A 19,387-nucleotide genomic window follows, 5' to 3' on the forward strand; every position below is an offset into this window, starting at 1 on the left:
CTCGGTCAGTCCGGCGTCGGGGGCGGCGGGGTCGGTGGTGACGCTGACGGGCAGTGGGTTCTCGGGGGCGACGGCGGTGCGGTTCGGTGCCGTTGGCGCCTCGTCGTTCACGGTGGTGTCGGCGACGCAGATCACCGCGACGGTGCCGGCTGGCTCGGGCACGGTGCAGGTGACGGTGACCACCCCCGCAGGCACCAGCAATGGTGTCGCGTTCACCTACGTTCCCGTTCCCCAACTGGTGAGTGTGGTTCCCACGGCGGGGCCGACCTCGGGCGGGACCACGGTCACGCTGACGGGGAGCGGGCTGAGCGGCGCCACCGCGGTCACCTTCGGATCCGCGCCGGCCGCCTTCACCGTCGTGTCGGACAGTCAACTGGTCGCCACGGCGCCGGCGGGCTCGGGCACGGTGCAGGTGACGGTGACCACCCCCGGAGGCACCAGCAACGGTGTCGCCTACACCTACACCGCCGCACCGGTGGTGACCACGATCGTCCCGACCCAGGGGCCGGCGTCCGGTGGCAATACGGTCACGCTGACGGGCAGCGGGTTCACGGGGGCGACGGCGGTGCGGTTCGGTGCCGTTGCCGCCTCGTCGTTCACGGTGGTGTCGGCGACGCAGATCACCGCGACGGTGCCGGCGGGAGTGCCCGGGCCGTCCGGTGTCACCGTCACCACGGACGGTGGCACCAGCCTCCCCGTGCCCTACTACTACCTGAGCAACCCCCAGCTCACCGCCGTGGTCCCCGACGAAGGGCCCGTTCTCGGCGGAACCACCGTCACCGTCACGGGAAGCAATCTGTTGGGGGCGACGGCGGTGCGGTTCGGTGCCGTTGCCGCCTCGTCGTTCACGGTGGTGTCGGCGACGCAGATCACCGCGACGGTGCCGGCGGGCTCGGGCACGGTGCAGGTGACGGTGACCACCCCCGGAGGCACCAGCAATGGTGTCGCGTTCACCTACGTTCCCGTTCCCCAACTGGTGAGTGTGGTTCCCACGGCGGGGCCGACCTCGGGCGGGACCACGATCACCCTGACGGGCAGCGGGCTGACCCGCGCCACCGCGGTCACCTTCGGATCCGCGCCGGCCGCCTTCACCGTCGTGTCGGACAGCCAGCTGGTCGCCACGGCGCCGGCGGGCTCCGGCACGGTGCAGGTGACGGTGACCACCCCCGGAGGCACCAGCAACAGCCTCGCCTACACCTACACCGCCCCACCGACGATCTAGGGTCGCCGCCCTCTTCCGAGACTGGCGCGGACATCGGAATCCCACCCCCGACCGAGTGTCCGACAAAACAGTGAGCTCCGACAGCGCGGCAGCTGTCGGAGCTCACTGTTCTCGTTCCGCCGGATCGTGTCGCGCACGGACCGGCGGTCGGCCGCCGTCCTACAGGTAGGTGTAGGAGGAACCGTTGCTGGTGCCGGCGGGCGTGATCACCGTGACGGGGACGGTTCCGGTTCCGGGCGGGGAGACGGCCAGGATGGCGCCGTCGCCCAGCACGGTGAAGTTCGCGGCGGGGGTGGTGCCGAACAGGACCGACGTCGCGCCGGACAGGCCGTGACCCACGATGAGGACGGGCAGGCCACCCGTGGCCAGGCCGACCGGCGGCACGAGCGCGAGGATGGTCGGCGGGGCCGGCGCCTGGTAGGTGTAGCTGAGGTTGTTGCTGGTGCCGGACGGCGTGACCACCGTGACCGGGACCGTCCCGGTCCCGGGCGGGGCGACGGCCGTGATGGCCCCGTCGAACTGGACGGTGAAGCTGAGCGCGGGGGTGGTGCCGAACAGGACCGACGTCGCACCGGTCAGTCCGGCGCCGACCAGCAGCACGGGGTTACCCCCGGTCGCCGGACCCTGCGAGGGGACGAGTGCGAGGAGAATCGGGGACATAGGATTCCTCTTTTCCGATTTCCGAACGCCGGACAAGGCCATTGTGGCCAAGTCGACGAGGCGTTTCCATCACGGTAGGTTCGGGCGCCATCGGGTGGCAATAGGGAATTCGCCAAAGGCGGGAGCAAAGCCCGTATCAGGGGCGCACAATCTCTTCGACACCTCGCCGGAGGGAACCGGTCACGACAAAAGACTTGCCACTGGGCATTTTAAGTGAGCGCGAGTGAGCACCATTCCAGGACGGCCGTTGAGTAGTTCTCGAGATCAGACTGGGGAATCATGGTGAAAGCGCTCGAAAACTGGGGAGAAAAACATGCGTGATCCGGTCAAGTTGACCCTCTGACCTGCAGATATATCCATGGCATGGCGCAACTGGGAGAGCATGGCGAAGTCTTCGTACTTATCCTCGGAAGCGGTACCCGGACTGGGGCTTGTTCAGATAACGTCACGGCTTCGATGGCACCTGTGTGATCTGTGGACTGCAATGCGAGTGCGCCCCTGGCACACTTCATGCGCTGTTGGGCTTCCTGGGTTGACCCGCCGTCCCTGCGGGTATTCATGGTGCGGCACCGTCAATCGGATGCTTGATCCCCATCGAAGAATTCCTTGGCGGTTTTGAACGGGTGAGGTGAGTGCCATGTCCCAATGTCTGCTCGTCTTCCTCAAGGGCGGTCCGAGTGACATTCCTGAGATTCACGGAGTGAAATCGGGAAGCATTGAGGAGCGGTTGAAGATTCCTCGCGGAAACGGCTATGAGCACTTCGAGATCACGCCGGACTTCGAAGACGTCGGGGGCGTGCGGATGCGGGTCTACCAGTGGTCGTACCGGACCGCCATCGCCGAGTAGCGCCCACCTCTCCCCTCCCCGCACCCGCGGCGAGCCCCGGGTGCCGCACACCGACGCGGCGCCGGCCCGCATCACCCCACCCCACACTCCGAGGTGAGCAATGATCAGCAACCTTCCCGCACCGGTACGGAAAGAGCGTCCGCCCCGCACTCTCGGGTACGCGTCGTGAGCAGGCCCTCGAGCGCGCGTCCACGGGGCGCCACCGGCGAGCGGGACACCATGGTCACCGGCATGGGGTTCTGCCTGCCGGGCGAGGAGCAGCCGCTGTTCACCGCGGACGAAGTCTGGGACGTGGCCGCCAACGGCCGCTCGTGCCTGAAGCACCACGGCGTCTACTACGGCTCCGTCGACCTGCCGGACGCGGCCTTCGCGGAGCGCCTGCCGGACCTGCCGGGCATCTTCTCCCAGCACTACACCAACGCACACCGCTATGGGCTGGTGTCCCTCGTGGAAGCCTGCGCGGACGCCCGACTGAGCATCCGAGACGGTGAACTCACCGACGCCGCCGTCCTGGTCGGGCGCGGGGGCATCGATGCCAACGTCTCCAGCTACCTCGAAGTCCTGCACGCCGACGCACTCACCACCACACCGAACCAGGCGATGGAGCTGTTCGTCAGGGCTCAGCAGGGACTCACCCCTTCTGACGTGGCCCTGGTCCAGGGGGCGCTGATGCGCACGACCGGCCCCTGCTTCACCGTCTCGTGCGGCTGTGCGTCCTCCGCCGTCCAGATCGGCAACGCCCGCCGCATGATCGCGGACGGTGACATCGACCTCGCCGTCGTCACCGGCGTCGACGTGTTCAGTGTGGATGTGATCCAGAACGTCCAGCGTCTGCTGCACGGTGCCCAGCGTGCCTACGATTCCATCCGCGTCGACGGCATGCCCGAACTCCTCCCGGCCTTCGACCGGATCATGAGGCCCTACGACCGGCGGGCCGACTGTGTGAACCACGGGGAGGGATCGGTGACCCTGGTGCTGGAAAGCCGCGACCACGCCCAGCGACGCGGGGCGTACACCTACGGCCAGGTCCTGTCGACCGGCATGACCCGCGACGGCCTGTCCAATCCGCTCGCGAGCGACGAGAACGGTGCGTCACTGGTCGCCGCCATCCGCAAGTGCCTCGGCGACCGGTGGGACATCGGCCTGGTCCCCTACATCCACGGCGGAAGCGACGGCGACGTCGTCGTGACCGCGTTCGAGGCGAACGCGGCCAGGCAGCTCTACGGCGACGCCGTCGAAGACCTCCTGATGACCTCCCAGGAAGCCTGCTTCGGCCACAACGGCGCCCCGGCGGGAGCTCTGGGTGTCGCCCTGACCCTCCTGATGCTGGAGCAGGGAGAGGTGTGCCCCACCGCGAACTGCGAGGAGCCGGCCGACAACATCTGCTTCGACCCCGTCCCCGGCCTGCGCACCCGGCACCTGGACTTCGACTACGCACTGACCTGCAACTACCAGATCGGAGGTGTCAAGAGCGCGATCCTGCTGGGCAGTTCGGACGTCGACTGACCCCGGCCTCCGGCGGCCGCATCGCCGGACGGAGAACGCTCCCCACCCCCGTTCGCGCAAGCGCGTAGGAGACCATGTGATGGGCCACGCAGAGAACCCGACAGCCGCCGATGCGCACATCGCCGTCGTCGGCATGGGATGCCGACTTCCCCACGACACCGACTCGCCCGCCGCATTGTGGCGGCTGCTCGAAGCCGGCCAGGACGCGGTCGGCGAACCGCCGATGAGCCGCGCGGGGCACGTGGCTGCCGCTCCGGCCCACGCCGCCGGGCGGATGCCGCTGTGGGGGGGCTACCTTCGCGACGTCGCCGGTTTCGACGCCGACTTCTTCGGGGTCTCGGGCAAGGAGGCCGACGTTCTGGACCCCCAGCACCGGCTGCTCCTCGAAGTGACGTGGGAGGCGCTCGAACACGCCGGAATCCCCCCGGAGCGACTGGCGGGGACCTCAACGGGACTGTTCTCGGGCCTGAGCTACACCGACTACATGGAGTCCCTCTCCGGCCAGCCAGGTGAACTCGAGGGCGCGGTCCTGACCAACGGGCACTGCGTCGCCCCGGGGCGCATCTCCTACCTGCTGGGCCTACAGGGCCCTTGCGTGGCGCTGGACACCGCGTGCTCGTCCTCGCTCGTGGCGCTCCACCTGGCCTGTCAGGCCCTGCGGAACGACGAGTGCGATGTCGCGCTGGCCGGCGGCGTCACCCTCATGCTCGGCGCCAGGACGACGATGTCCTTCGCCCGCATGGGAATGCTCTCGCCCACCGGTCGCTGCCGGACCTTCGACGCGGCCGCGGACGGCTTCGTACGCGGCGAAGGCTGCGGCGTCGTCGTCCTCAAACGCCTTGAGGACGCGCTACGGGACGACGACCGCGTCCTGGCCCTGGTCCGCGGCTCGGCCGTCAACCAGGACGGCCGCTCCGACGTCCTCGCCTCACCCTCCGCCGGGGCCCAGCAGGCCCTCTACCACCAGGCCCTCGCCCGATCCGGGACCGACCCGCGCGACGTGGGCCTGGTGGAAACGCACGGCACCGGCACACCCGTCGGCGACCCCGTCGAGTTCTCCAGCCTGGCCGCGGTCTACGGGGTGGGACAGGGGCGCTGCGCGCTGGGTTCGGTGAAGACGAACGTGGGCCACCTGGAACCGGCGGCCGGCGTCATCGGCCTGATCAAGGCGGTGCTCTGCCTGCAGCGCGGGCTGGTCCCGCCCAATCTGCACTTCACCCGGTGGAACCCGGCCATCAACGCCGAAGGCACCCGCCTGTTCGTCCCCACCGACCTGTCCGCCTGGCCCACCCGGACGGCCTCGCGATTGGCCGCGGTGTCCTCCTTCGGCTTCTCCGGGACCAACGCCCACGTGATCCTCGAACAGGCCCCCGCCCGCCGCCGTACCGTCATCCTCGCCGGCGCTCCCACCGCCGGCACTCCCGCACACGCGGCCGCCGTCCCCACCGACGCCCCGTCATCACAGGCCCAGGCCACCACGCCCCACGTCTTCCTCCTGGCCGCCGGCTCCCCGGACGCACTGCCCACCGCCGCCGCACGCCTGGCCCACTGGCTGGAGACCGAGGGAGCCACCACCCCGCTGCGCGACATCGCCCACACCCTCGCCCTGCGCCGCTCCCCCGGGCACGGCCGGCTCGGCGTGGTGGCCGGCTCCCACCGTGACCTGACGCACGCCCTGCGTTCCTTCGAAGCCGGTCGAGCCCACCCCGGCGTCGTTCGCGGCCACGTGGGCGCGGGCGTCAGCCGCCGTCCCGTCTGGGTGTTCTCCGGTCAGGGCTCGCAGTGGCAGGGCATGGGGCACGGCTTGCTCCACCACGAGCCGGCCTTCGCCGAGACCCTGGCCGAAGCCGACGCGCTGATCACCGCCGAAACCGGGTTCTCCGTTCTGCGCGCCGTTCGCGACCGCGAACACATCAGCGGCTGCGGCCGCGTGCAACCCGCGTTGTTCGCCCTGCAGGTCGCGCTCGCGGCCGCCTGGCGCGACCACGGGACCGAACCGGCCGCGGTCATCGGCCATTCCATGGGCGAAGTCGCGGCCGCCGTCACCGCCGGAGCACTCACCCTGGCCGACGGCGTCCGCGTCATCTGCCGACGATCCGCCCTCCTCACCCGCGTCGCCGGAGCCGGCGCCATGGTGAGCGTCGGCCTCGACAGCGCGACCGTCGAGAACGACCTCGCCGCCATCGGCGACGACACGGTGTCCGTGGCCGTCGTCGCCGCGCCCGACTCGACCGTCGTCGCCGGCACCGTCGCCGCCATCCGGCGCCTGACCGCCACCTGGCAGGCCCGCAGAGTCGTGGCACGCATGATCGACGTCGACGTCGCCTCGCACTGCCCCCAGGTCGACCCGCTGCTCGCGGACCTCGCCGCCGAGCTCGCCGAGCTCACCCCCAGCCGACCGACCATCCCGTTCTACACCACCGTCTTGGACGACCCCCGCAACACCCCGGTCTTCGACGCCGCCTACTGGTGCGCCAACCTGCGCCGCCCCGTACGCTTCAGCGCCGCCGTGGCCGCGGCCGCCGCCGACCGCCACCAGGTGTACGTCGAGATCTCACCCCACGCCGTCGTCACCCGCCCCCTCTCCCAGAGCCTGACCGGCCTGCTCCACGAACCCGTCATCCTGTCGACGCTGCGCAAGGGGGAAGACGAGCGCACCGCCTTTCGCACACAGCTCGCCGCCCTGCACTGCGCGGGAGTCGGCGTCGACTGGTCCCGCCTCTACGCCGAGGGCCGCCTGACCGACGTACCTGCGCTGACCTTCGACCGTCGACCCCACTGGACCGACATCACCCCGCCCCGAGCGGCCTCCCGGCACACCGAAGCCGCACCCGCGTCCCTGCCTGGCACGCACACGGAGGTGCCCGGCGATCAACCCCGCCATACCTGGCGCGGCGACACCGGCACCGACGTCCTGCCCTGGATGGCCGACCACCGTGTCCACGGCCAACCGATCCTGCCCGGCGCCGCCTATTGCGCCCTGGCCCTGACCGCGGCCGGCGAGGTCTTCCACGGTGGCACGCACGACGTCGAAGCAGCCGACATCCACTTCCGCGAGCTGATGCACCTCAACGCCCGCACGCCCATCGGCACGACCGTCACCCTGACCGGCGCCGACCGGGCCGACTGCGAAGTCTTCGGCCAGGACGAGGACGGAACCTGGGTACGGCAGGCCACCGCGGTTCTGCGTCGCATCGACGCCGCGCCCCGGACATCGGCGTTCTCGGTGGCCGGACTGACCGCCGACCACCCGGTCGTCCTGGATCCGGACGCCCTCTACGGGAGTCTGCGCGCGCGGGGCCTGGAGCACGGCCCGGCCTTCAGGGGCATCACCGAACTGCACACGTCCGCCCAGGGTGACAGCTTCTGGGCCCGCCTGACGCTGCCGGAGTCGGCGGGGACCGCCCGCCACGGCCTACGGATCCACCCGGTCCTCCTGGACCTGTGTGCCCAGCTCGTCGTCGCCGGCCTGATCCACGAACCGGGCCAGGGCCTGGTGCTGCCCGTCCGGATGCACGCCGTGCGAATACTCGCGGCCCCCGAGGACGCCCGCTACGCGCACGCCCGGCTCACCCATTGCGCCGCGGACAGCATCATCGGAGACGTGCGGCTGCTCGACGAGGCGGGAAACCCCCTCGTCGAGATCGAGGCGCTGCGCTTCGTACGCCACGGCGCGCGCGCCGACGAAACCGTCGACCGGTGGTTCCTCGAAACCCGCTGGCAGCCCGTGCCGCGCCGGGAGAACCTCGAACCGCCCGGCCCGGGACCCTGGCTCGTCATCGGCGAGGCGGACGGATCCGCCCGGGCACTGGCGGACGCCCTCGAGCACGCCGGAGCACGCACCGAAGTCCTCGACGCTCCCGTCGACAGCGCCACCCTCCAGCCGCTCAAGCAGACCATCGCCCGGCCCTGGGACTCCTCAGCCGCACCGTGCGCCGTGGTCCTCCTGTCCGCGCCGTCCGGGCCCGAGGACGACGCCGCCGCGATCGCACTGCACCGTACCCGCCGCCTGCTCGCCGCCGCACAGAGCGCGATCGCGCGCAGTGCGCCCACACGCCTGTTCGCCGTCACCCGGTCCGCCCAGGGTCCAGAGCCGGGGCAACCCTGCGACCCCGCCCAGAGCGCCCTGCGCGGACTCGTGCGCGTCCTGACGCACGAACACCCGGAGCTACGGGCGACCCTCATCGATGCGGACCCCGCCGACGTCGACCTGCACCGACTCGCGGCCGAACTCCTCACCGACCCGCCCGAGGACGAGATCGCCCTGCGCGGTGACACCCGCCACATCGCCCGGCTGGCCTACACCCCCCTGTCCGAAACCGAACGCGCCAGCGCCGTCACCCGCACCGTGCGCTACGGCGCCGACCGTTTCCAGCTCCACGCAGGGCGGCTCGGCGACCTCGACGCCCTGCGCCTGACCACCACTCCACGACGTGCTCCTGGCCCAGGCGAGGTCGAACTGCGCCCGCACGCCGCAGGCGTGAACTTCCGCGACGTGCTCACCGCCATGGGCATGCTGGCGACCGACGACGATGCGGGCTACCGCATCGGCTTCGAAGCCGCCGGCGTGATCACCGCCGTCGGACCGGGCGTCAGGCACCTTCACGTCGGCGACAGAGTCCTCGCCGTCGACGTGGGAGGCGGCCTCTTCACCACTTTCACCACCGTGCCCGCCGCTGCCGTCGCCCCCATCCCGGCGGCCCTGTCCGACGAGACGGCCGCCGGGCTGCCCGTCGCCTACCTCACCGCCTGGTACGCCCTGCGCCACGTCGCCAGGCTCACCAGCGGCGAGCGCGTCCTGATCCACAGCGCCACCGGCGGAACAGGACTGGCCGCGATCGCGGTCGCGCAGCGCCTGGGCGCCGAAGTGCTCGCCACCGCCGGCAGCGAGGACAAGCGCCGGTACCTGCGCGCGATGGGCATCCGGCACATCATGGACTCCCGCTCGCTGGACTTCGCCGAGCAGACCCGCGCCGCCACCGCCGGAGAGGGTGTCGACGTGGTCCTCAACTCCCTCTCCGGACAGGCCATCAGGGCCGGACTCGAAACGCTGCGCCCCTTCGGCAGGTTCGTCGAGCTGGGGGTACGCGACATCCTCGCCGACACCCCGCTCGGTCTCGCACCGCTACGGCACAACATCACCATGAGCACGGTCGACCTCGTCGAGCTCCAGAACGCCCGCGCGGACACCTTCGCCGAACTGCTGGGCGAGGTCCTGGCCGAATTCGACCAGGGCAACCTGGCCCCGTTGCCGTGCCGGACCTATCCGCTCGCGCAGGCCGCCGACGCCTTTCGCCTCATGGCCGGTGCCGGGCACATCGGCAAACTGGTCCTGACAGTACCCGGCGAAGGCGACACCACCGCCGTGCTGCGCGACCCGCCCTCGCCGGTGCGAGCGGACGGCGCCTACATCATCACCGGAGGCCTGCGCGGCGTCGGCCTCGCCACGGCCCACTGGTTGGCAGGCCAAGGCGCCGTCCACCTCGTACTCAACGGACGCACACCGCCCTCGGCCGACACCGAACGGGTCCTCGCCGAACTGCTCGAACAGGGGACCCGCATCAGCGTCGTGCTCGGCGACATCGCGCAGCCCGGCATCGCCGAGCGACTGGTGGCCGAGGCCACCGCCGACGGCGGGACACTGCGCGGCGTCATCCACGCCGCGATGGTCCTCGACGACGCCGCGGTGTCCAACATCACCGACGACCAGCTGGAACGCGTCTGGCGTCCCAAGGTCACCGGCGCCTGGCGTCTCCACCAGGCCACCACCGGTCTGCCACTCGACTGGTTCGTCCTCTATTCCTCCATGGCCTCCCTGCTCGGCAACCCTGGCCAGGGCGCCTACTCGTCCGCCAACGCGTGGCTCGACGCGTTCGCCACCTGGCGCACCGCCCAGGACCTGCCCACGCTGGCCGTGAACTGGGGCCCCTGGGGCGAAACCGGGGTCGCCACAGACTTCGCGACCCGCGGCTACCAGACCATTCCCACCGCCGACGGGCTCAAGGCCCTCGCGGCGCTGCTGACCCACGGCCGCGTACGCACCGGCGTCATCCCCGGCCCGCCGGACACCTGGATCCCCTCGGCCGGCCGAACGTCATCACTGTTCGCCCTCCTCGCGCCCGAGGCGCCCGACACCTCCGTGCAGACGGTCGGCCAGGACGCTGCGCGCGACATCCGACGCGAGCTGCGGGCCGCGGTACCCGGCCTCGCCCGCCGCACGATCCTCGAGGACTACCTGGCCGAACACATCCGCACCGTCCTGCGGCTGGGGGCCAGCACCCTGGATCCGCAGACGCCGCTGAACGCGCTCGGGTTCGATTCCCTGCTCCGCATCGAACTGCGAACCCGGTTGGAAGCCTCGCTCGACGTCAGGCTCGCCGGCGACTTCGTCGCGGGCCACCCCACTCTGGCGGCTCTCGCCGACGGCCTCGCCCAGCACATCGGCATCGGCCTGACCACCGACGCCCCACCGGATTCCACCGCCGACACCGGGCCGCTGAGGCGGAACCCATGAGCTCACCCCGGGCCGTCGGCGCGTGAAGGCACTGGCGGACCGCGAAGCACGGGATTGCGCCTTCAAGGAGCGAAGGGAACCGGAAACGACCATGACCTCGACCGACCTGCCACGCCTGGACAAGCATGACAAGCAGGGGCGACGCCTCACCATGTTCGTGTCACCGGAGCCGCACTGCGTGCGGCCCGTGCGCCATGCCGTGAAGGCCATTCTCAGCCACTGGGAGATGGCATACCTCACCGAGGACGCCGAACTCCTGACCTCTGAGCTTCTGACGAACGCGATCAGACACACCGAGAGCGAACAGCCGATCAGGGTGACGATCGCGCTCGAGCAGCGGTGGCTCGCGATCAGTATTCGGGACCGCTCCGCGAGCGCTCCCCGGGCGCAACGGGCAACCGCCTGTCAAGAAGGCGGACGCGGGCTGCTCCTGGTGGAGAGCATCGCCGGCGCATGGGCGTACCGTTTCCATCTCGACGGAACCAAGACAGTCTCCTGCCGACTGCCGCTGTGAGGCTGCGAGCCGTCTCCCGCACCGCCGTGGTCCGGGGTTCCGGCGTCACCGAACCTGCCGGCCGGACGATTCGAGGCCAATCCTCACATGTGCGCGATTCAAGCGTCCTTTAATATGCAGTTCCGGAATCGCTCGGAAGAATCCCCGGGAATGCGGTGAGGTTATGCTGCGAAGCCGGGACTCAACCTCGGACGGAAGGCGACGGGCGCACCTCCACTGGCTCTCCGAAATTGTGCATCACATATCTAAAAAGAAACGTTTCTTCCTCTTGAGAGATTCTGTTGCGTGTTATATTTTTCGACCATGCCTGGCGGCTGCCGCAAATTCAAGACGCTTTGCGGCGGCGAAGTCCGATAGTCAGGGGGTCTGGATGCTCAGTGCAGATGAATACGAAGAGGCTTACGCCTTGCGCCGGCAGGGCTGTTCCATCTCTGCGATCGCCCGGTGCCTGGGCCGTGACCGCAAGACGGTCAGGGCCTACCTCAACCGAGAGCGGAGCGTAGGGGTCCGGACAGTGACCAGTGATGAGTTCCTGCAGTTCGTTCCGTACTGCCAGCAGCGCCTCGACGACGATCCGCACCTGCAGGCGAAGGTGCTCTACAGCGAGATCGTCGAGCTGGGCTACAACCGCGCCTACTCGACCTTCACCCGCGCCCTGCGCAGGCACCTGACGCGGCCACGCTGCGTACCGTGCCACTGCGGGAGGGCCAGCCCCGGCCACGGCACCTCCGAAGACGTGCAGTTCGACTGGGTGCAGCTCCCGCCCCCGCCGGTCGAATGGGACTGCGGGCGCGAGATGCACCTGCTCATGGGTTCGCTCACGCGATCCGGCCACTGGCGGGCCGCCCTGGCCTACGCCGACGACCTCCCGCACTACGTGGAAGCCCTGGACCAAGTGCTGCGTCGTCTCGGCGGCACCGGCGAGCGCTGGCTGTTCGACCGGACCCGGCCGGTCTGCTCGACGGCCGGCAAGGTGACCGCCGTCTTCCACGAGATCGCGATCCACTACGGTGCCTCCATCGCGATCCGCCCGCAGACGAGAGCGCCCGGCCCCGTCATCCGCGCCCACCGCTCCGTCGTCCTTCACTGGTGGAACACCGCAGCTGACGAACTCAGCGTGCAGGCGGCCCAGGACAGCCTCGACCGCCTGACCGAGCGCTCCGACAGGTGGCACCGACGGACGAGTTGCAACGCCCGAGCCCTGCTGCCGCTGCCCCCGAAGCCGTTCCCGGCTCGCATCTGCGTTCAGCGCAGGGTCGATCCTCACGGACTCGTGCCGTTCGAGGGGAACTTTTACCTGCTCCCCCCGGGGCTCGCCGGCAACGAGGTGGGGATCCGCCGACGGCTGGACGAACCGCACCTGTCGATCACCACCACCCGCGGGGCGGTCATCGCCCGCTTCCCGAGGGCTCCGAGGGGAGCGGGCCAGACGGTCGCCGAGCACAGCGGCCCGATCACTTTGGAACGGCCCAACCGGGCCTCCGGCGCCGGGACGCGGGCCCGGGCGGCGGGAAGGACCCATCGCCCGCGGTGTCGGGCCGCCGTGGACGAGGACCAAGCCCGTCCCGGCGTGACGACCAGCAGCCCACCGAGCCGCTCGCCCGCACCGCAGAATCACGGGACGGATCCGCCTCCCCTGCGCGGGGTCGGTTCCGGTACCGCGTGTCCGCACCCGAAGCAGCGGACTGACGGCCGCTGAGCGCGCACCAGCACCGGGGACCACCTTCGCGTGCCCGTACCGGTGCGTGCCACCCCGGGGTCAGCCGGTCCGGGACAGCCCTGGAGCCGTCCGGAACAGAACTCCTTGACCACCGACTTCTCCCCGGCACCGACCCCGGCCGCTGCCGCTTCACCGTGGCTTTCCGGACCGCCCGTGAGCGGTGAGGTGTTCACTCGTCGTACAGGTCGTGCAGGCATGAAAGGGCGACGGCACAACTCCGGGTCCAGACGCGTTGCGCCGTCGCCCGCTCCTGGGGGTCGTCGCGCGCCGGGTAGCCGAAGGCGCCGGTGGGGTGCTGCTGGCGGAGCAGGAAGTCGACCCCGTCGCGGGTGATCCGGTGATCGGCCCAGCCGAGCACCCCCAGCCCTTGAAGGAGTGCGGCGACCTCTTCGAGTCGGTAACTCCGGCAGGCGGCCGGCAGCGCGGCCGCGAACCGCTCCGCGACGGGACGCCAGACGAAGGCGTCGCCGCCGAGGCGAAGCGGTTGGCCGTCGGCATACTGTGCCAAGGCCGCGGCAGTGATCGCGGGCGCATGGTTCTCGACCAGCAGGCTCACGGGGTCCGTGGAAGCGAGGAGGGAGTCCGCCTGCCGCTCGGTGAGTCGGCCCAGATCCTGAAGTCGCCTGACTCCGCCGGCGGCGGTCGTGGGAACGGCGGCGAGTCCGGCGAGTGTTCCTGCCGTGTCCGTCAGGAACCGGTCGAGGGAGTCGCAGGCCAGTCCGCAGGCCGACAGGCCTCGCGCGCACTCGGCAACCGCGTCGACGCCCTGCTGCCCCCAGGCCACCGGCTGGGCGGGGCCACCGTCGGCACGTTGCACGAGACGAGTGAGAGTCCGGGCGGCGAGTTGCGGCTCCCCCACGGAGCGTGCGGCGCGCGAGGCCGCGCCCGCTGCCGCGACTGCGCGGTCGAAGGGCGCTTCGAGGGCGTCGTCGGTCAGCCAGGCGATGGCACGCCGGATCGCGGCTCCCAGTCGTCCCTTGCCGGCGGACCGCGGGGGTGAGGGACGCGGCCGCCGGATCACGGCTGCGTCGCGGGCGAGGTGGCCGGCCAGCGCTGCGACGATCGTGGTGTGGTAGCCGGTGGCCCAGGCACGGTACTCCGGATCGCCGTTCTCGAGTTCCGGCGGGAGGATGCCGTCCGGCCCGGCGACCCGCCCGCTGGGTTCCTGTACGTCGGCGAGGAACGCCCATGCCCGTTCCGTCTCGAGTGAGTCCCGGATCCCCAGGCACAGCAGGCAGCAGAGCAGTTCGGCGACGAGGTCGGCGTTCTCCCTCCGGCGGTACAGAAGGCTGAGTGCCTCCAGTGCCTCCACGGCCTGCGGCAGATCGAATCCGGTGGGCCACCGGGGGATACGCCGACCGAAATCGGTGGCGTAGAACACGGTATGCGTGATCGCGTAAACATCGCCATCGCTCAGCTTCAGCACGGATGGATCCGCGCAGAGCAGGGAGGAAGGCAGTACAGCGTCGGCCGGCGGTACCGCGTGATCGATTCCGGTCAACTCCAGCGTGTGCAGCAGATCCAGCTGCCGAAAGGGAACGCGCTCGAAACAGGCGGCGTAGCGCCCGGAGACCACTTGGCCGATGAGGTGCTCGAATTCGCGGTCGGGCCGCCCGCACAACCGCTGTGACGCATAGGTGCCCGCGTACAGGAGCAGGGCCCGCTCGTCGCGTGCGACGAGCTCACGGTACGAATCTCGAGCTGCCACCGCGGTGACCTGATCGAACAGCAGCTGATAGTCGGCGTCGTCGAAGGACCCGGACTCCGCCCGGGCGCGCAGTCCGACCAGCAACGCGACCTCGACGAGCGCCTTGCGGACGAACAGCACGCGCCCCTCATCGGCGGCGTCGGGGTCGAAGCGGGTGCGGTGTGCGGCCAGCCAGGAGACCGCTCCGTGTTCCACCATGCGCCACATGTCGGCCACAGCCGCTCCTTGACGATTCGATGCCACCCCGGTCTCGCGTTCTGCCTGACGCGGACGCCCCCGTACGGCGCAGTCCGGAGCTAGGCCTGCGCGGCCTCCTCGGTCACGGACGGGACGACGAGCACGTACTTGTCCCAGGCCAGCACATAGCCGGAGATTTCTCCGAGCGTGGTGGTCGCACTGACCAACTGTTCCAGAGTGGTGTTCATGTCTATCAGTCCGCTCCTCTCGAGAAAGGTAAGAGCGGCCCGGGCGTCGACAGCTGGGCAGTTGGTCATGACGAACCTCCATCGGGGCGTGATTTCCGCAGGCTCCTATCCCGCGGGCACTTGTTCTCGATCGTGTCAATGATTTGCGAGGATGTCATCGGTGAATGTGTGAATTCACCTGGACAGGCCATATTGGATATAATATTTCCGGCAATGCGCCGGAGGTCAGCCACCAGGTGGCCGCCCTCCTCTGTCACGGCTGGGTGGACACACGTGCGGGATCGTTTCCGGGTGGAGCGCGCTCGGCCGTTCGGGTGAGAAGCAGGTCTTCTGATGGCTACTTCTTGCAGCCAGTGCATTACTCGTAGCGATGACACCCGGTGGGCGCCCATCCCTGGCCGGGGGAATGCGTCGGACCTCAGGAGGTGCTCCCGGTCCGGCAGCCGTCGGGCGCCCCCGGTACGGAGTCGACGTCATGTCGGCTGTCGTGAACGCGACGGCCCTTGGATGTCGGCGGTCCCCGTTTGACCGGAGGGGACGTCATGATCTCAGCGACTGACCGCCTGACAGCACGGTCGGCAGTCGCGTCCATGTGGCGAACAGCGCGGCTGGCAGCGTGAAGGTGATCGACACCGCCCCGAGCAGGGTGGCAGTCACCCGCAACGCCCTCTCCTCCCACGTGAGCGGCAACGGCGCGAACGCGTGAGCGTCATCACGGCCCCTCAGGCCGTCAGCCCGAACCAAGGACCCACCTCAGGCGGCGCCGGGAGGCGCCGTGAACGATCCACTCGACACCAGGGAGAACCAATGAACCACAGCAGGCTGGCGATCCGCACGCTGGGCGCTCTCGGGGCGGCCGCCCTCATGGTCACCGGCGTGGCCGCCACCCCGGCAGCCGCGCAGACGTTCGTCCCGTGTACCGCCGACGCGCTGGCGAGCGCCATCACCGACGCCAACACCTCCGGCGGCACGCTCGCCCTGGCCCCGGGCTGCGTCTACACCCTCACCACCCCGCTGCCCTCCATCCAGAAGACGATCACCATCAAGGGTGACGGTGCCACCATCACCCGTGACCCGGCCGCGCCGGCCTTCCGCATCCTCACGGTCGACTCGACGGGGAACCTGGACCTTCGCGAGGCCATCATCACCAACGGTGACGCGACGGGAGACTTCGGGGGCGGCATCCGCAACGACGGAGTCCTCACTGTCAGGCGCAGCCTCATCCGTGACAACCACGCCGACTTCTCCGGCGGGATCGGCGGCAACACCGGGTCCACCACGAGGGTCGACCGCAGCCTCATCAGTGGCAACAGCGCGATCCACAACGGTGGCGGTCTGGGCAACGACGGCGACATGACCATCGACAAGAGCGTCGTCGTCAACAACAACGCGCTCGAGCTGGGCGGCGGAGTGGCCAACGACGGGACGCTGAACGTCACGCGAAGCTCCGTCTACGACAACTCGGCATCCGGACCCGCGGGTGCGGGCGGCGGAATCGCCAACTTCGGCGGTGCCGGCGCCACGACCACGCTCACCAGGAGCAAGGTCGTCAGCAACATCGCGACCAACGCCCCCGGAGGCGTCTACAACGACGGCGGCGGCGTCACGCTCGACTTCACCGCCGTGCTCGCCAACAACCCGACCAACTGCTTCGGCAGCCCCACCGCGGTCCCCGGCTGCGTGGCCTGACCCACCGAGCCCGCCGTCCGCGGCCTTCGCACCTCGACGGCGGCCACGACCGTGGCCGCCGTCATCGATCACCGCCCGGTCTTCGACGCTGCCGACGACCACGTGCTGCCGCCCAGTCGTGTTCCCGGCACCGCAAGGGGGGAGCCGCCCGAGGACGTGCCCCGTCATCCTGGAGTTCGATGATGCCCGCTGACCACGGTCGGTCCCGCAGGTCGCGGGTCAGGATCGCCGTAGCGCTGACGATCTCGACGGCAGCCGTTCTCGCAGTCTCATCGTGCGGTTCCCCCGGCGGAACCGCGGAACCGGCGGTGACGACCTCGCCTCCCGCCTCCGGGGGAACATCGGCATCGGCGACGGCCGCACCCGCCGTGACGGTGCCCCCCGTGCACGCCGGGTTCGACTACCAGATCGGCGGGCCGTACCAGCCGCCGGCCGGTGTGTCCGTCGTCAGCCGCGACCACGGGGCGTCCCCGGCACCGGGGATCTACAACATCTGCTACGTCAACGGCTTCCAGGCCCAGCCGGACGCAGAGCAGGAATGGGACCCGGACCTACTGCTGCGGGACCGGGCCGGCAACGTCGTTCACGACACCACCTGGAACGAGGCGCTGCTGGACATCAGCACGGACACCAAGCGTCAGCGGATCGCTCTGAAGGTGGACGGCTGGATCGAAGAGTGCGCCACCAAGGGCTTCGATGCCGTCGAGCCGGACAACTACGACAGCTACACGCGGTCGGCCGGACTGCTGAGCGCGGCCGACGCCGAGGCGTACCAGTCCCTACTCGTCGCGCACGCCCACGGGCAAGGCCTTGCCATCGCCCAGAAGAACGCGGCGGAGCTCGCCCCGGACCGGCGGCAACTGGGCCTCGACTTCGCGGTGGTGGAACAATGCGGCACGTACGGCGAGTGCAACCGTTACACCGACGCGTTCGGCGACAGCGTATTCGACGTCGAGTACGACGAGCAGGGCCTCCGGACGGCGTGCACGACGTCGGGGGCTCGCATCAGCATCGTGCGCCGCGACCTCGGCGTCGTTCCACCGAGCGACCCCGGCTACCTGCGCCAGACCTGCTGAAGCCCCGTCATCCGCGCGAGGACGCCGTTCCGTGTTTGTCCACCCGAAGCCAGGCGCAGTGCGTCTCGCAGGAGACGAGCACCCCGCGTGGGAGCGCGACGGAGCGGCCGGCGCCTCGACGCTTCGTCCTGCCACGCCGGAGGGGTCTGGCATCCGCGACGAGTGCACGCGGGACATTTCGCTGCGCTGGGCCTTTCGGGTGACTGCCCGTCAATGCTGTTGCTTCATGTCCATTCTTTCGGGTTAATGATGGTGTCTGAACCGGCGGGCCGCCCATCCCCGTGCCGGGAAGCTCAGCTGGCGGCCCGTCCGTTGTTCCAGCCCCCTCCACTCGGACACCGGGGCTGATCGGTTCGAGCCAGCCCGCTGTCAGCTCGCCGGCACTCGACGCCACCGGTCCGGACATCCCGTAGTCGCGACGGTGTCGGTACCCGCGGCCCAGTTCCTCCCGTCCCGTCCTTCGGACTCGCTGCCGGGCGCAGTGCGCCGGGTCGAGGCAGTGGCCGGACAGCTGACAGGACCGGGGCCGGGCGACGTGGCTGAAGATCCACCCAGCCGCCATCACCGTTCTCACACAGGAGACACATCGTGAACGCAATCGTGCACGCGGCGCCGTCGGCGCCGAGCCTCACGCTGCCCTGGCCGCTGCCGCCCGTGCTGTTCGCGGACAGCCCCAACTCGGGGCCCGCGGCCGGCGGCAACACCGTCACCCTCACCGGTCTGGGCCTCAACGCTGCCACCCAGGTTCTCTTCGGATCGGCTCCGGCCACCATCGTGGCCGGTGACGTCTTCGGCTTCAGTCTCGTCGTCGTGGCCCCGCCCGGAAGCGGCATGGTGGCGGTGACCGTCACCACCCCGAACGGCACCAGCAACCCCGTGGCCTACACCTATCTGGTGGCTTCGCCGCCGCCCGCGCCCAACCCCACGGCCATCACGCCCGTCTCCGGTCCGGTCGTCGGCGGTATCCCGTTCATCATCACCGGTACCGGGCTCGCCGGGGCGAGCGTGACCTTCGGCGGTGCCGCGGCCACCGTGCTGGCCAGCGCCTCGAACGTGGTCGCGGGCCTGGCCCCGGCGCACGCCGCGGGCAACGTCCCCGTGGTGGTGACCACCCCCGGTGGATCGGCGAGTGTTCCGGGCGGCTTCACGTACGTCTCGACCGCGCCGGTCGTGACTGCGGCCATCACCCCGTCGGTCAGCATCCCGGCCGGTGGTGGCGTGTTCACCATCGTGGGCACCAACCTCACGGGTGCGACCGTGACCTTCGGGGCGACCCCGGCGACGGTGACCAGCAACACGGGTACCGTCATCACCGGCATCATCCCGGCCGGTACCGCGGGTGCCACCGTCAACGTCACCGTGACCACCCCGGGTGGCACGGCGTCCGCCGGAACCATGACCTACCTGGGCGCGCCGGTCGTGACTGCGGCCATCACCCCGTCGGTCAGCATCCCGGCCGGTGGTGGCGTGTTCACCATCGTGGGCACCAACCTCACGGGTGCGACC

At 70.1% G+C, this 19,387-nt stretch carries 12 protein-coding genes; 9 read left to right on the top strand and 3 right to left on the bottom strand.

Annotation, left to right across the window (positions count from 1 at the left end; translation table 11 throughout):
• Positions 1-1,222 (top strand): IPT/TIG domain-containing protein (locus ACIG5E_RS35145; protein ID WP_396540607.1); only part of this gene is annotated, 1,222 nt, incomplete at its 5' end.
• Between the two features lie 159 nt (positions 1,223-1,381).
• On the opposite strand, the gene ACIG5E_RS35150 is transcribed toward ACIG5E_RS35145, so the two are convergent.
• Positions 1,382-1,882, bottom strand: coding sequence for an IPT/TIG domain-containing protein (locus tag ACIG5E_RS35150; protein ID WP_396540609.1), 501 nt, complete (start codon positions 1,880-1,882; stop codon positions 1,382-1,384).
• A 637-nt stretch (positions 1,883-2,519) separates the two neighbouring features.
• On the opposite strand from ACIG5E_RS35150, the gene ACIG5E_RS35155 reads away from it, so the two are divergent.
• The 5 genes from ACIG5E_RS35155 to ACIG5E_RS35175 all read left to right on the top strand — a co-directional run bounded on the left by ACIG5E_RS35155 (position 2,520) and on the right by ACIG5E_RS35175 (position 12,962).
• Positions 2,520-2,729: a DUF5988 family protein gene (locus ACIG5E_RS35155; RefSeq protein WP_396540611.1), complete on the top strand. Its 210-nt coding sequence runs from the start codon at positions 2,520-2,522 to the stop codon at positions 2,727-2,729.
• 219 nt (positions 2,730-2,948) lie between these two features.
• Positions 2,949-4,235, top strand: a complete 1,287-nt coding sequence (locus tag ACIG5E_RS35160) for a beta-ketoacyl synthase N-terminal-like domain-containing protein (protein ID WP_396540657.1) — start codon at positions 2,949-2,951, stop codon at positions 4,233-4,235.
• 79 nt (positions 4,236-4,314) lie between these two features.
• Complete coding sequence (locus ACIG5E_RS35165; protein WP_396540613.1) at positions 4,315-10,749, top strand: SDR family NAD(P)-dependent oxidoreductase; 6,435 nt, start codon at positions 4,315-4,317, stop codon at positions 10,747-10,749.
• Positions 10,750-10,840: 91 nt separating this feature from the next.
• The gene (locus ACIG5E_RS35170; protein ID WP_396540615.1) at positions 10,841-11,263 is read left to right on the top strand and encodes an ATP-binding protein; all 423 of its coding nucleotides are present in this window, start codon (positions 10,841-10,843) and stop codon (positions 11,261-11,263) included.
• A gap of 514 nt (positions 11,264-11,777) precedes the next feature.
• The gene (locus tag ACIG5E_RS35175) at positions 11,778-12,962 is read left to right on the top strand and encodes a Mu transposase domain-containing protein (protein ID WP_396540617.1); all 1,185 of its coding nucleotides are present in this window, start codon (positions 11,778-11,780) and stop codon (positions 12,960-12,962) included.
• A gap of 190 nt (positions 12,963-13,152) precedes the next feature.
• On the opposite strand, the gene ACIG5E_RS35180 is transcribed toward ACIG5E_RS35175, so the two are convergent.
• Together ACIG5E_RS35180 and ACIG5E_RS35185 are read right to left on the bottom strand one after the other, a co-directional pair.
• Positions 13,153-14,898, bottom strand: coding sequence for a DUF6895 family protein (locus ACIG5E_RS35180; protein ID WP_396540659.1), 1,746 nt, complete (start codon positions 14,896-14,898; stop codon positions 13,153-13,155).
• Between the two features lie 89 nt (positions 14,899-14,987).
• Positions 14,988-15,116 (bottom strand): hypothetical protein, encoded by a 129-nt coding sequence (locus ACIG5E_RS35185; RefSeq protein WP_396246531.1) that lies wholly within the window; start codon positions 15,114-15,116, stop codon positions 14,988-14,990.
• Between the two features lie 807 nt (positions 15,117-15,923).
• On the opposite strand from ACIG5E_RS35185, the gene ACIG5E_RS35190 reads away from it, so the two are divergent.
• From ACIG5E_RS35190 to ACIG5E_RS35200, 3 genes are all read left to right on the top strand, one after another.
• Positions 15,924-16,805 carry a hypothetical protein gene (locus ACIG5E_RS35190; RefSeq protein WP_396540619.1) on the top strand — a complete coding sequence of 294 codons (882 nt, stop codon included), beginning with the start codon at positions 15,924-15,926 and terminating at the stop codon, positions 16,803-16,805.
• A gap of 182 nt (positions 16,806-16,987) precedes the next feature.
• Entirely contained in the window at positions 16,988-17,881 is an 894-nt protein-coding gene (locus ACIG5E_RS35195; RefSeq protein ID WP_396540621.1) for an endo alpha-1,4 polygalactosaminidase, read from the top strand.
• 588 nt (positions 17,882-18,469) lie between these two features.
• Positions 18,470-19,387, top strand: a 918-nt coding sequence (locus ACIG5E_RS35200; protein ID WP_396540623.1) for an IPT/TIG domain-containing protein, incomplete at its 3' end; no start/stop codon positions are given.

Origin of the sequence: Kitasatospora sp. NPDC053057 (genome assembly GCF_044546945.1) — a bacterium.
Taxonomy (GTDB): Bacteria; Actinomycetota; Actinomycetes; order Streptomycetales; family Streptomycetaceae; genus Kitasatospora.

Excerpts from the sequence above, each read along its gene's own strand:
- ACIG5E_RS35150 (WP_396540609.1), bottom strand. The coding sequence starts at position 1,882 with ATGTCCCCGATTCTCCTCGCACTCGTCCCCTCGCAGGGTCCGGCGACC.
- ACIG5E_RS35155 (WP_396540611.1), top strand. The coding sequence starts at position 2,520 with ATGTCCCAATGTCTGCTCGTCTTCCTCAAGGGCGGTCCGAGTGACATT.
- ACIG5E_RS35160 (WP_396540657.1), top strand. The coding sequence starts at position 2,949 with ATGGTCACCGGCATGGGGTTCTGCCTGCCGGGCGAGGAGCAGCCGCTG.
- ACIG5E_RS35165 (WP_396540613.1), top strand. The coding sequence starts at position 4,315 with ATGGGCCACGCAGAGAACCCGACAGCCGCCGATGCGCACATCGCCGTC.
- ACIG5E_RS35170 (WP_396540615.1), top strand. The coding sequence starts at position 10,841 with ATGACCTCGACCGACCTGCCACGCCTGGACAAGCATGACAAGCAGGGG.
- ACIG5E_RS35180 (WP_396540659.1), bottom strand. The coding sequence starts at position 14,898 with ATGTGGCGCATGGTGGAACACGGAGCGGTCTCCTGGCTGGCCGCACAC.
- ACIG5E_RS35185 (WP_396246531.1), bottom strand. The coding sequence starts at position 15,116 with ATGAACACCACTCTGGAACAGTTGGTCAGTGCGACCACCACGCTCGGA.
- ACIG5E_RS35190 (WP_396540619.1), top strand. The coding sequence starts at position 15,924 with ATGAACCACAGCAGGCTGGCGATCCGCACGCTGGGCGCTCTCGGGGCG.
- ACIG5E_RS35195 (WP_396540621.1), top strand. The coding sequence starts at position 16,988 with ATGCCCGCTGACCACGGTCGGTCCCGCAGGTCGCGGGTCAGGATCGCC.